The organism is Limimaricola litoreus (genome assembly GCF_024159025.1).
GTDB classification, from domain to species: Bacteria; Pseudomonadota; Alphaproteobacteria; order Rhodobacterales; family Rhodobacteraceae; genus Limimaricola; species Limimaricola litoreus.
This window is the reverse complement of the sequence record NZ_JAMYXC010000006.1, coordinates 1-12,558: the sequence shown is the minus strand read 5'-3', so window position 1 is coordinate 12,558 and position 12,558 is coordinate 1. Positions and strand designations below refer to the sequence as shown.

At 68.1% G+C, this 12,558-nt stretch carries 10 protein-coding genes; 5 read left to right on the top strand and 5 right to left on the bottom strand.

Annotation, left to right across the window (positions count from 1 at the left end; all coding sequences use genetic code 11):
- Both NHG85_RS00270 and NHG85_RS00265 read left to right on the top strand, forming a co-directional pair.
- Positions 1-299: DUF6504 family protein (locus tag NHG85_RS00270; RefSeq protein WP_370362950.1), on the top strand; the 299-nt coding region annotated here is incomplete at its 5' end.
- A gap of 3 nt (positions 300-302) precedes the next feature.
- A complete protein-coding gene (locus NHG85_RS00265; protein ID WP_253328682.1) occupies positions 303-3,623 on the top strand; it encodes an error-prone DNA polymerase in 3,321 nt (1,106 codons plus the stop codon).
- A 106-nt stretch (positions 3,624-3,729) separates the two neighbouring features.
- Here the strand turns inward: NHG85_RS00265 and NHG85_RS00260 are convergent, their stop codons facing one another.
- The 4 genes from NHG85_RS00260 to NHG85_RS00245 form a co-directional block, all read right to left on the bottom strand.
- Positions 3,730-4,512 (bottom strand): gamma-glutamyl-gamma-aminobutyrate hydrolase family protein, encoded by a 783-nt coding sequence (locus NHG85_RS00260; RefSeq protein ID WP_253328680.1) that lies wholly within the window; start codon positions 4,510-4,512, stop codon positions 3,730-3,732.
- A 148-nt stretch (positions 4,513-4,660) separates the two neighbouring features.
- Positions 4,661-5,092 carry a GlcG/HbpS family heme-binding protein gene (locus NHG85_RS00255; RefSeq protein WP_253328678.1) on the bottom strand — a complete coding sequence of 144 codons (432 nt, stop codon included), beginning with the start codon at positions 5,090-5,092 and terminating at the stop codon, positions 4,661-4,663.
- Positions 5,089-7,251 (bottom strand): malate synthase G, encoded by a 2,163-nt coding sequence (locus NHG85_RS00250; RefSeq protein ID WP_253328676.1) that lies wholly within the window; start codon positions 7,249-7,251, stop codon positions 5,089-5,091. The genes NHG85_RS00255 and NHG85_RS00250 overlap by 4 nt, the downstream gene beginning before the upstream one ends.
- Before the next feature lie 134 nt (positions 7,252-7,385).
- Positions 7,386-7,646, bottom strand: a complete 261-nt coding sequence (locus NHG85_RS00245) for a hypothetical protein (RefSeq protein ID WP_253328674.1) — start codon at positions 7,644-7,646, stop codon at positions 7,386-7,388.
- 121 nt (positions 7,647-7,767) lie between these two features.
- Between NHG85_RS00245 and pepN the strand changes: the two genes are divergently transcribed.
- The 3 genes from pepN (at position 7,768) to NHG85_RS00230 (ending at position 11,954) form a co-directional block, all read left to right on the top strand.
- Complete coding sequence (gene pepN / locus NHG85_RS00240) at positions 7,768-10,320, top strand: aminopeptidase N (RefSeq protein WP_253328672.1); 2,553 nt, start codon at positions 7,768-7,770, stop codon at positions 10,318-10,320.
- Between the two features lie 83 nt (positions 10,321-10,403).
- Positions 10,404-10,964: a type 1 glutamine amidotransferase domain-containing protein gene (locus tag NHG85_RS00235; RefSeq protein ID WP_253328670.1), complete on the top strand. Its 561-nt coding sequence runs from the start codon at positions 10,404-10,406 to the stop codon at positions 10,962-10,964.
- Positions 10,965-11,090: 126 nt separating this feature from the next.
- Positions 11,091-11,954 carry a lysophospholipid acyltransferase family protein gene (locus tag NHG85_RS00230; RefSeq protein ID WP_253328668.1) on the top strand — a complete coding sequence of 288 codons (864 nt, stop codon included), beginning with the start codon at positions 11,091-11,093 and terminating at the stop codon, positions 11,952-11,954.
- Here NHG85_RS00230 and NHG85_RS00225 read toward each other — a convergent pair.
- Positions 11,944-12,558 (bottom strand): transglycosylase SLT domain-containing protein, encoded by a 615-nt coding sequence (locus tag NHG85_RS00225; protein ID WP_253328667.1) that lies wholly within the window; start codon positions 12,556-12,558, stop codon positions 11,944-11,946. The genes NHG85_RS00230 and NHG85_RS00225 overlap by 11 nt on opposite strands.

Sequence of the window (12,558 nt, the reverse complement as noted above, 5' to 3'; positions counted from 1 at the left end):
GTGTCGACCGGCCCCTGCGGCTGTTCGAGCCGCCAGAGGAGGTGCGCGTGCTCTACGCCGTGCCCGAAGGCCCGCCCGCGCAATTCCTCTGGCGCCGCCAGCGGCTGCGCGTCGCGCGCTTTGCGGGGCCCGAGCGGATCGCGCCCGAATGGTGGCGCGACAGGCCCGGCACCCGCCTGCGCGATTACTTTCGCATCGAGGATCACACCGGGCGGCGCTTCTGGCTCTACCGCGAAGGGCTCCTGGGCGACGGGCGCGGGGCCGAGCCGCGCTGGTTCCTCCACGGCGCCTTTGCCTGAGCCATGCCCGAGACCGAAGCACATCCCCGCCGCGACGTGCCGGAGGCGGAGTTCCCGCCGAACCCGCCCGCGCCTTATGTCGAGCTGGGCCTGGCCTCGTGCTTTTCCTTCCTGCGCGGCGCCTCCGACGCGGTGGACCTCGCGGTGCAGGGCTGGAGCCAGGGCTACGACGCGCTGGGCATCGCCGATCTCAACACGCTGGCGGGCGTGGTGCGGATGCATGTCGCCGCCAAACGGGTGAACCTGCGCCCGGTGATCGGCGCGCGGCTGGCGCTGGTCTCGGGCGAGGTCTTTCTCGCCTACCCGACCGACCGCGCCGCCTATGGCCGGCTTTCGGTGCTGCTCTCCAAGGGCAAGATGCGCGATCCCGAGGGGCGCTGGCAGAAGAAGGGGGTCTGCGACATCACGCTGAACGATCTGGTCGATCACGCCGAGGGGCTGCGGCTCATCCTCGTGCCGCCCGAGGATCCGGGCACGCTGGAGGCCGCTCTGCCCCGCCTGCAGCGCCGCCTGCCCGGCCTCGGCCATGTCGCCGCTGCGTATCTCTATCGCGGCGACGACCGTGCCCGGATCAATGCGCTGGACCGGATCGCCCGCGCCGCCGGGCTCTCGCTGATGGCCACCAACGACGTGCTCTACCACGCGCCCGAGCGCCGCCCGCTGCAGGACGTGATGGCCTGCATCCGCGAGGGGCTGACGCTGTCCGAGGCGGGGCCGCACCTTTTGCCCAATGCCGAACGGCACCTAAAATCGCCCGAGACCATGCAGCGGCTCTTTGCCGAATGGCCGCATGCGATCCGCGCCACGCGAGAGGTCGCCGATGCCTGCCGCTTCGACCTTGGGGAGCTGGCCTATGAATACCCGCGCGAGGTGGTGCCCGAGGGGCGCAGCCCGCAGCATTACCTCGAAAAGCTGACCTGGAAGGGGGCGCAGGCGCGCTGGCCCGAGGGCATTCCGCCCGCCACCCGCGCGGTGCTCGACAAGGAACTGGCGATGATCGCCAAGCTCGACATCGCGCGGTATTTTCTCACCATCCACGACATCATTTGTTTCGCGCGCGAAACAGCAAGCCCGCCAATCCTGTGCCAGGGGCGCGGCTCGGCGGCGAATTCGGCCGTGTGCTTCGTGCTGGGCATCACGGCGGTCGATCCCTCCCAGCATCAGCTCCTGTTCGAGCGGTTCATCTCCGAGGAGCGAAAGGAGCCGCCAGACATCGACGTCGATTTCGAGCACGAGCGGCGCGAAGAGGTGATCCAGCACATTTATGCCAAGTATGGCCGCGACCGCGCGGGCCTCTGCGCCACGGTGATCCATTACCGCCCCCGAAGCGCGATCCGCGAGGTGGGCAAGGTGATGGGCCTCTCGGAGGACGTGACTGGCGCGCTGGCCAAGACGGTCTGGGGCCATTGGGGCAGCGGCATCGAGGAACAGAACGTCCGTGAGGCCGGGCTTGATCCGACCGATCCGCTGCTGCGCAAGGCGCTTTTGATCGCGGGGCAGATGGTCGGCATGCCCCGTCACCTGTCGCAACACGTCGGCGGCTTCATCCTGACCGAACGCCCCCTGACCGAGACGGTGCCGATCGGCAACGGCGCCATGGCGGACCGCAGCTTCATCGAATGGGACAAGGACGACATCGACGCGCTGGGCATTCTCAAGGTCGACATCCTGGCGCTGGGCATGCTGACCTGCATCCGCAAATGCCTCGATCTGGTGGCTGCGCATTGGGGGCGGCGCGAGGATCTGGCCTCGCTCCCGCGCGAGGATCCGCGCGTCTTCGACATGCTGTGCCGCGCCGACAGCCTCGGCGTGTTCCAGGTCGAGAGCCGGGCACAGATGAACATGCTGCCGCGGCTGCGGCCCCGGTCCTTCTATGATCTGGTGATACAGGTCGCCATCGTCCGCCCCGGCCCGATCCAGGGCGACATGGTGCATCCCTACCTGCGCCGCCGCGCGGGCGAGGAGGCGGTGGAGTATCCCAGCCCCGGCGCGCCGCATGACCCTTCGGAGCTGAAGTCCATCCTCGGCCGGACTTTGGGCGTGCCGATCTTTCAGGAGCAGGCGATGAAGATCGCCATCGACGCCGCGCGCTTCTCTCCCGCCGAGGCGAACGAGTTGCGCAAGGCCATGGCTACCTTCCGCTCGCGCGGCACCATCGCGCTCTTGCAGGAGAAGATGGTGGGCCGGATGGTGGCGCGCGGCTATGACGAGGACTTCGCGATGCGCTGCTTCGAGCAGATCAAGGGCTTTGGCGAATACGGCTTTCCCGAAAGCCACGCGGCGAGCTTCGCGCATCTGGTCTATGTCTCGTCATGGCTGAAGTGCCATTTCCCCGGCGCTTTCGGCGCGGCGCTGCTGAACTCCCAGCCGATGGGCTTCTACGCGCCTGCGCAGATCGTGCGCGACATGCGCGAGCACGGGGTCGAGGTGCGCAGCGTCGATGTGAACCTGTCGGAGTGGGACTGCACGCTCGAGCCAATCTCGACGGGGGGCTTCGCGGTGCGGCTGGGGCTGCGCCTGGTGGGGGGGCTGGCGGCGGAGGCGGCGGCGCGGATCGTGGCGGCGCGCGACGCGCCCTACGAAAGCCCCGAGGACCTCAAGACCCGCGCAGGCCTCGGCGCGGCGGTGATCCGCAGGCTGGCGGCGGCGGATGCGATGCGTTCGATGTTCCTCGACCGGCGGCAGGCGCTGTGGGAGGCGCGCGGCTTGCGCGATGCGCCCGACCTGCCGCTGTTTCGCGAGCACCGCGACGAGGGTGCGGAGGTCCCGGTGCCGCTCCCGGCCATGCCGGTCTGCGAGCAGGTGGTGGCCGATTACCAGACGCTGCGCCTGTCGCTCAAGGCGCATCCCATGGCGTTCCTGCGCCGCAGCCTGACCGCGCAGGGCTATGCCAGCGCCGCCGATCTGGCCCGCGCCGGTCAGGGCCAGCGGCTCAAGCTCGCCGGGCTGGTGCTGATCCGCCAGAAGCCGGGCAGCGCCAAGGGGGTGTGCTTCATCACGCTGGAGGACGAGACCGGGGTGATGAACCTCGTGGTCTGGCCCAAGGTGATGGCGCAGTTTCGCCGCGTGGTGATGCAGGCGCGGCTTTTGGTGGCCGAGGGCTACGTGCAGCGCGACGTGGAGATCGTGCATTTCGTGGCGCAGCGGCTGGAGGATCGCTCGGATGCGCTCACCCGGCTCGCACCGGGCGGCTTCACCCCGCCGCTGAGCCACGCGGACGCGGTCAAGACTCCGGTGCAGGGCTCGGCGCGGGGCACCGGCGCGGCGCCGAACGGGCATCCCCGCAACGCCCGCATCCTGCTGAAGAGCCGCGATTTCCACTGAGGTGTCGCGCCATGCGTATTTGCGGAAAGATGAACGACAGGGCGCCTCCCCGGTTCATCTTTCCCCAAATACGCAAATCCCCCGGCCTCTGCCGGCCGCCGCCGCTTCAGGCGCTGCGCCGCGTCGCCGCCATGGGCTGCCTGCGCGTCGACCACTCGCGCGCGGCCGCGCCAAAGGCCTCGAACAGCGGGCGCGAGACCGGATCGGCCCCGGCATTCCATTCGGGGTGCCACTGCACCGAAAGCGTGAAGCCCGGCGCCCCCTCGACATAGAGCGCCTCTGGCGTGCCGTCGGGCGCGTGGCCGTCGATGACGATGCGGCGGCCCGGTGTCTTCACCCCCTGCCCGTGCAGCGTGTTGGTCATCACCTCGCGGGCGCCGAACAGCCGGTGGAACGGGCCACCCTCGCTGAGCGTCACGACATGGCGCAGCGCGAACTTCTCCTCCAGCGTGCCCTCGGGCGGCATGCGGTGGTTGGTCCGGCCCGGCAGGTCGCGGATCTCCGCATGCAGCGCGCCGCCCATCGCGACGTTGACCTCCTGAAACCCGCGGCAGATGCCCATGAAGGGCTGGCCGCGCTCGACGCAGGCGCGCACCAGAGGCAGGGTGATCGCATCGCGCGAGCGGTCGAAGCTGCCATGCGCGGGGGTCTCTTCCTCGCCGTATTCGTCGGGGTGCACGTTGGGCCGCCCGCCGGTGAGCAGGAAGCCGTCGCAAGCCTCTAGAAGCTCCTCGACAGAGACGAGCTTGGGGTCGGCGGGGATCACTAGGGGCAGGCCCCGGGCCACCTGTGCCACGGCGGATGAGTTCATCGCGCCGCCGCCATGGGTGACGTAATGACCGTCGATGACGTGGTTGTTGCCGATGATGCCGATGACAGGACGGGTCATGATCGCTCCGGTTGCTACCCCTTACAGATATACAGGCGCATCCCGTCTGAAAAGAATCGCGCGGCCCGGAAGATCCGGACCGCGCGCACAACTGCCCTCAATCGAGGCACATCCCAAGGGCCGCGAGCGGTCCTTGGGGCAGGAGGGATCAGGCTTCGCCCTTGAGCCCCGCCGCCGCGATCCCCGCGAGCGCCGCCTCGGCGTCGTTGTCGGAGGTGTCGCCGGTGACGCCGACGCCGCCGAGGATCTCGCCCTCGTCACCACGCAGGATGACCCCGCCCGGCACCGGCACGACCTTGCCGCCGAAGGCACCGTTGGCCGCCGTCATGAAGTAGTGCTGCGCCTCGGCGCGGGCCATCTGCGCAGAGCCCGGCATGCCCAGCATCACCGCGCCGTAAGCCTTGCCCTCGGCGATGACGTAGCGGCCCGGGGCCGCGCCGTCCTCGCGCTCGAAGGCGAGCGGGTGGCCGCCCGCGTCGAGCACGATCACAGAGAGGGGCTTGAGCCCCATCTCGTGCCCCTTGGCGAGGGTTTCGCGGATGATGGTGCGGGCGGCGTCGATGGTGAGCTTGGGCATCATGCGTTCTCCATGTTCTTGAGTTCGAGGCGGCGGCGGTGCAGCACCGGCTCGGTGTAGCCCGAGGGCTGCTGGCGGCCTTCGAAGACGAGGTCGCAGGCGGCCTGGAAAGCGAGGCTGTCGAAATGCGGCGCCATCCGCTTGTAGCTTGCGTCGCCCTCGTTCTGGCGATCCACCACCTCGGCCATCTTCTTCATCGCCGTCATCACCTGCTCTTCGGAGACGACGCCGTGATGCAGCCAGTTGGCCAGCGCCTGAGACGAAATCCGGCAGGTCGCGCGGTCCTCCATCAGGCCCACGTCATTGATGTCGGGCACCTTGGAGCATCCCACTCCCTGATCGATCCAACGCACCACGTAGCCCAGGATGCCCTGCGCGTTGTTCTCGATCTCGCGCTGCACCTCGGCCTCGTCGAAGTTGCGGCCCGTGGCGAGCGGGATGGTCAGCAGATCCTCGAGCGTGCCGCGCGCGCCGCCCTTGGCGATCTCGTCCTGCCGCGCCATCACGTCGACGTGGTGGTAATGCGTCGCGTGCAGCGTCGCCGCGGTGGGCGACGGCACCCAGGCACAGGTGGCCCCGGCCTTGGGGTGGCCGATCTTCTGATCGAGCATGTCGGCCATGCGGTCGGGCATGGCCCACATGCCTTTGCCGATCTGCGCGCGGCCCTTGAGGCCGCAGGCCAAGCCGATGTCGACGTTGCGATCCTCGTAGGACTGGATCCAGGCCGAGGATTTCATCTCGCCCTTGGGGATCATCGGCCCGGCTTCCATCGAAGTGTGGATCTCGTCGCCGGTGCGATCAAGGAAGCCGGTGTTGATGAAGGCCACGCGGTTCTTGGCGGCGCGGATGCATTCCTTGAGGTTGGCCGAGGTGCGGCGCTCCTCGTCCATGATGCCGAGCTTGACGGTGTATTGCGGCAGGCCGAGCATCTTCTCGACGGCCGAGAACATCTCGTCCGAGAGTTTCACCTCGTCGGGGCCGTGCATCTTGGGCTTCACGACATAGACCGAGCCGGTGGTCGAGTTGCGCGGGCCTTCGGACTTCTGCAGGTCGTGCATGGCGATGAGCACGGTGATCGCCGCATCCATCAGCCCCTCGGAGATCTCCTCCTCACCGTCGAGGATCGCCGGGTTGGTCATCAGGTGGCCGACATTGCGCACCAGCATCAGCGAGCGGCCCTTGACGGTCTTTTCCGAGCCGTCGGGCGCGGTGAAGACGCGGTCGCCCTCCATGCGGCGGGTCATCTCCTCGCCGCCTTTCTTGAAGCTGGCCGAGAGCGAGCCCTGCATCAGGCCGAGCCAGTTGCGATAGGCCAGAACCTTGTCTTCGGCATCGACGGCGGCGACGGAATCCTCGCAATCCATGATGGTCGAGACGGCGCTTTCGAGCCGGATGTCGGAGATGCCGGCGCGGTCGGAGCCGCCAATCTGGCTCGACGGATCGACCACGATCTCGATCAGCAGGCCGTTCTGCTCCAGCAGCACCTGCAGGTCGGCCTTGCCGTCGGTCTTGGAGCCGGCGAACTGCTCGGGCTTGCGCAGCCCATGCTCGGCGTCGCCCTTGCAGCCCACCAGCGTGCCGCCCTTGACCTCGAGCCGGTCGATCTCGGCCCAGGAGGTGCCATCGAGCGGCGCGACCTCGTCGAGATGCGTACGGCCCCAGGCGATGACCTGCTGGCCGCGCTCTTCGTCATAGCCCTTGCCCTGCGGCAGGCTGCCCAGCGCGTCGGTGCCGTAGAGCGCGTCATAGAGGCTGCCCCAGCGGGCATTGGCGGCGTTGAGCGCGAAGCGGGCGTTGGTGATCGGCACGACGAGCTGCGGGCCGGGCGTGGTGGCGATCTCGGGATCGGTGTTCTGCGTGCCGATCTCGAAATCATCGCCCTGCGGCACGAGATAGCCGATGCCCTCCAGCATCTCGCGGTACTCCTCCGCGTCGATCTGCTGGCCCTTGCGGCTCAGGTGCCAGGCGTCGATCCTGGCCTGCATCTCGGCGCGCACGTCCAGCGCCTCGCGGATGCGCGGGCCGAACTCCTGCGCCAGACCGGCAAAGCCCGCCCAAAAGGCGTCGGCCTCGATCCCCGTGCCCGAAAGCGCCTCTTCCTCGATGAAGGCGGCCAGTTCGGGCGCCACCTTCAGCCCATTCTTGTCGATCCTCTCGGCCATCTGCCGTCTCCTCCACATAGGTCTCGTGCGAATGGCTAATCCATCCCGGGGAAAGCGGCAACTCGTTCCGCCCGGACACAAGAAGGGGCGCGGCAACGCGGCCCGCGCCCCTTGGGTGCTTGGTCTGCGGCGGCCTATTGCTGTTCGGCGGTGCCGACGCTGTCGTTGATCTGTTCGGGCGCGCCGACGAGCTCGTCATCCTCGGCCGCCTCGACTTCGCCGCTACCCACGGCCTCGACGGTGCTTTCGGCTTCGGGCTCGTTGCCCTGGCCGAAGCCCCAGAACACCAGAAGCAGGATCAACAGAACGCCGAAGACCGCAACGATGGCCATGCCGGCCAAGGGGCCCTTGTGGCGTTTTTCCTGTTTTTCGACATCGGTATGGGGGGCTGACATGGTCTTCTCCTCGCAAGCTTGCCGCGCCGGCAGTCGGATCGCGGCCGGGGGCGCGCTTGAAGCCCCCCTGTTGCAGCCCTAACGTCCCGCAGGTCCCGAAGGTTCAGCGAAAGGTTCCCCCATGACGCAGCACGACCCCCGCACCGTCTATCTGAGGGACTACACGCCCCCCGCCTATCTCGTGGACGAGGTGCGGCTGACCTTCCGCCTTGCCCCCCATGCGACCCGCGTGCTGTCCGAGATCCGGTTCCGTCCCAACTCCGAGGCGACGCACCGCGACTTCTTCCTGCATGGCGAAGGGCTCGAACTCATCTCCGCGCATGTCGACGGAGAACCCGTCACACCTGAGCTGGTCGAGGGCGGGCTGAGGCTCGACGCCCCCGACGCCCCCTTCACCTTCGCGGCAGAGGTCGAGATCGACCCCGAGAACAACACCGCGCTCGAAGGGCTCTACCGCTCGAACGGGATGTATTGCACGCAATGCGAGGCCGAGGGCTTTCGCAAGATCACCTACTACCCCGACCGCCCCGACGTGATGGCGTCGTTCCACGTGCGCATCGAGAGCGACGCGCCGGTGCTCTTGTCGAACGGCAATCCCGGCGAGCGCGGCGAGGGCTTTGCCGAATGGTCCGACCCCTGGCCCAAGCCCGCCTATCTCTTTGCCCTCGTCGCTGGCGATCTCGTGGCCCACTCGGACAGCTTCACCACCATGTCGGGCCGCGAGGTGGCGCTGAACCTCTGGGTGCGCGAGGCCGACATCGACAAATGCGCCTTCGGCATGGAGGCGCTGAAGAAGTCGATGAAATGGGACGAGGAGGTCTACGGGCGCGAATACGATCTCGACGTGTTCAACATCGTCGCGGTCGATGACTTCAACATGGGCGCGATGGAGAACAAGGGGCTGAACATCTTCAACTCCTCCGCCGTGCTCGCCTCGCCCGAGACCGCGACGGATGCCGATTTCGAGCGGATCGAGGCGATCATCGCGCATGAGTATTTCCACAACTGGACCGGCAACCGCGTCACCTGCCGCGACTGGTTCCAGCTGTGCCTGAAAGAGGGTCTCACGGTGTTCCGCGACCAGCAGTTCACCGGCGACATGCGCTCCCATGCGGTCAAGCGGATCGACGACGCGATGCTGCTGCGCGCGGCGCAGTTTCGCGAGGACAATGGCCCGCTGGCCCATCCGGTGCGGCCCGAGAGCTTCGTCGAGATCAACAACTTCTACACCGTCACCGTCTATGAGAAGGGTGCCGAGATCGTCGGCATGCTGAAGCGGCTGGTCGGGGAGGAAGGCTACAGGAAGGCGCTGGATCTCTATTTCGAACGCCATGACGGGCAGGCCGTGACGATCGAGGATTGGCTGAAGGTCTTCGAGGAGGCGACGGGGCGCGACCTGTCGCAATTCGCCCGCTGGTACACCCAGGCCGGCACGCCGCGCGTGCACGTGGCCGAGGATTGGTCGGACGGGCGCTGCACCCTGACGCTCCGGCAGGAGACCCCGCCGACGCCCGGCCAGCCGGAAAAGCAGCCCGTGGTGATTCCGGTGGCGGTGGGGCTTCTGAACCCCAATGGCGACGAGGTGGTGCCGACACAGGTGCTGGAGCTGACCGAAGAAGAGCAGAGCTTTGCCTTCGACGGGCTGGCCGCGCGCCCCGTCCCCTCGATCCTGCGCGGCTTCTCGGCGCCGGTGATCCTGCGGCAGGTGCAGACCGACGAGACCCGTGCCTTCCTGCTCGCACATGACACCGATCCGTTCAACAAATGGGAAGCGGGGCGCGACCTCGCCCGGGCCGGGCTGCTGGCGATGATCCAGGACGGCGACGGGCCGGATGCGGGCTATATCGACGCGCTGGGCCGCGCCGTGGCCGACGAGAGCCTCGATCCCGCCTTCCGCGCGCGGCTTCTGGCCCTGCCGGGCGAGGATGAGCTGGCGCAGGCGATCTTCGAAGCGGGCCAAGCCCCCGACCCGACCGCGATCTTTGAGGCCCGCGAGGCGCTGCGCCAAGCCATCGCCGACCGTCTGGGCGATGTGCTGTCGCGGCTTTACGACACGCATCAGGTCACCGGCCCCTACAGCCCCAAGGCCGCCGATGCGGGCCGCCGGGCGCTGACCAACGCGGCGCTGTCGTTGCTGTCGCTGAGCGAGGGCGGCGACCGGGCGCGGGTGCAGTACCGGACCGCCGACAACATGACCCAGCAGATCGCGGCGCTGGGCGTGCTGGTGAAGCTCGGCGAAGGCGAGGCGGAACTGAAGGCCTTCGAGGATCAATGGCGCCACGAGCGGCTGGTCATGAACAAGTGGTTCGGCCTGCAGGTCGGCGCGGCCAGACCGGAAGCCGCTGTCGGCATCGCCGAGGCGCTGACCCGGCACCCGGATTTCGACTGGAAGAATCCCAACCGCTTCCGCGCCGTCTTCGGCGCGCTGGCGGGCAACACGGCTGGCTTTCACGAGCCCTCGGGCGCGGGCTACAAGCTGCTCGCCGACTGGCTCTTGAAGCTCGACCCGCTCAACCCGCAGACCACCGCGCGGATGACGCAGGCCTTCTCGACCTGGAAGCGCTACGACGAGAGCCGCAAGCGCCTGATCCGGGCCGAGCTGGAGCGGATCTTCGAAACCGAAGGGCTGAGCCGCGACACCTCCGAGATGGTCGGGCGGATGCTCGCCGACTGACAGCGCTGTGAGGGGGCGGCACGGAACGCCCCCTCCCCCCTTGCGGTTTGGGTGTCGAACATCCGAACCGCAAGGAGACGGACATGACCGACATCACCGACGCGAAGATCCTCATCATCTCCACCAACGGCTTCGAGAAGGTCGAGCTGGAGGTGCCGCGCGACAAGTTGCGCGAGGCAGGCGCCACCGTTCACGTGGCCAGCCCCGACGGCAAGGCGATCACCAGTTGGGATCAGACTGACTGGGGCCCCAAGGTCGAGGTCGACCTGAAGATCTCGGACGCTAAGGTCGAGGATTACCACGCCATCGTGCTGCCCGGCGGGCAGATCAACCCCGACATCCTGCGCACCAAGCCCGAGGCGGTGCAGCTGGTGAAGGACTTCACCGCCGCGGGCAAGATCGTCGCCGCGATCTGCCACGGGCCGTGGATGCTGATCGAGGCGGGCGTGGTCGAGGGCCGCGAAATGACCTCCTACCCCTCGATCCGCACCGATCTGAAGAACGCGGGCGCAAAGGTCGTCGACAAGGAGGTGGTGACCGATCAGGGCATCATCACCAGCCGCAACCCCGACGATCTCGAGGCCTTTGTGAAGAAGATCATCGAGGAAGTGCGCGAGGGCAAACACGACCGCCAGGCGGCCTGATCCGCGCTTGAAAGGTGCGGCGGGGAGCCGCCGCACCGCCCTCTCCCGGGGCACGACCATTGCCAAATGCGCGTCGATCCCGCAAATGTCACGGAACTGCCGCGTGGGAATGGTTATTGAACCCTCATGAAAGACCGCATTGACCCGCTGATTGCCGAACGTGCCCCCTGGATGTTCCGGCAATCGCCCCTGATCAAGCCGTTGCGCGGTCTTTTGCACCTTGCCCTTTCCTACGATCGCACCGTCTCCATCGGCACGCGGCTGCGCGACGAGCCGACGGCGAAGATCATGGGCGAGATGGGCGACATGCTCGCCCGGCATCTCACGGTGACCGGGCTTGACCACGTGCCGCGCCACGGCCCGGCGATGATCGTGGCCAACCATCCCACCGGCATCGCTGACGGGATCATGCTTTATCACGCGCTCAAGACCGTGCGGCCCGATCTCTTCATTTATGCCAATGGCGACATCCTGCGCGTGCTGCCGCAGATGGAGGACCTGATCCTGCCGGTCGAATGGCGCAAGGACAAGCGCAGCCACGCCAAGACCAAGGTGACAATGGACCTTACCCGGCAGGCGGTGAAGGACGGACGCCTCGGGGTGATCTTTCCCTCGGGCAGGCTGGCCAAGCGGCGCGGGCTGCAGCTGCACGAGCGGCCCTGGATGCCCTCGGCGGCGATGCTGGCGCGCAAGTTCGACCTGCCGGTGATCCCGGTCAACATCCGGGCGCGCAATTCGGCCCTGTTCTACCTCTTTGACATGCTGCACCCGACGCTGCGCGACATCACCCTGTTCCACGAGATGCTCAACAAGGACCGCCAGCCCTATGTCATCACCGTGGGCGAGGAAATCTCGCCTGCCTCGCTGCCGGTCAAGGCCGAGGGCGGGATCGAGATGCTGCGCCGCGCGACGCTGGGCCTCGGCGGGCGCGACGCGCCGACGGTGAGCCTCGTGCGTTCGACCCGGCCCCTGCTGCGCACTAGGGCCTGACCGGGGGGCTGCCTATGGGCCGGGCCTCTGGGCGCGGCACATGGGACAAGGCATCGCGCTTGCAATAGCTCTGTTCGCGGGTCCATGCCGCCATCTCGGCGCGCATCGCGGGCTTGCTTATCGGCCCCCAATCGGCGCCGATCCCGGCCCGCCTGCCATCCTTGAGCGCCACGGCGCGGTCGCGGCTCACCGTGCGCGCCATGATCCGCGCCGCACAGCTGAGGTTGCGCAAAGGATCGCGCAGCATCGCCCCGTTCCGCGCGACGCAGCCATAGCCGCGCGCCGTGCCGGGCAGGATCTGCAACAGCCCGTGATAGAGCCCGCCACCGCCCACGGCATCGGCGCGGTGGCGGCTTTCGAACCGCGACAGGGCCGACATCACCCCCACCCAGAAGGCGCGGCGCAGCCGGGCCGGGTTCTCGGCATAGGCCGGGCACCATGTGGCGATGTCATCGGGCACCACCTCGGCCAGACCGGCGGCCGGGCCGCGCAATGCTGCCATCAGCCCGCGGGTCCAGATCCCCGTGCCGGGCTGGCCGTCCCAGCGGGCCTTGGGCAGGAAAGGATCGCGCGCCACGGGGCGCTGCGCGCCGGGCGGGGCCAC

Coding starts and splice junctions, on each gene's coding strand:
- NHG85_RS00260 (WP_253328680.1), bottom strand. CDS start 4,512: ATGACCCGTCCTGTCATCGGCATCATCGGCAACAACCACGTCATCGAC.
- NHG85_RS00265 (WP_253328682.1), top strand. CDS start 303: ATGCCCGAGACCGAAGCACATCCCCGCCGCGACGTGCCGGAGGCGGAG.
- pepN (WP_253328672.1), top strand. CDS start 7,768: ATGACGCAGCACGACCCCCGCACCGTCTATCTGAGGGACTACACGCCC.
- NHG85_RS00250 (WP_253328676.1), bottom strand. CDS start 7,251: ATGGCCGAGAGGATCGACAAGAATGGGCTGAAGGTGGCGCCCGAACTG.
- NHG85_RS00255 (WP_253328678.1), bottom strand. CDS start 5,092: ATGATGCCCAAGCTCACCATCGACGCCGCCCGCACCATCATCCGCGAA.
- NHG85_RS00230 (WP_253328668.1), top strand. CDS start 11,091: ATGAAAGACCGCATTGACCCGCTGATTGCCGAACGTGCCCCCTGGATG.
- NHG85_RS00235 (WP_253328670.1), top strand. CDS start 10,404: ATGACCGACATCACCGACGCGAAGATCCTCATCATCTCCACCAACGGC.
- NHG85_RS00245 (WP_253328674.1), bottom strand. CDS start 7,646: ATGTCAGCCCCCCATACCGATGTCGAAAAACAGGAAAAACGCCACAAG.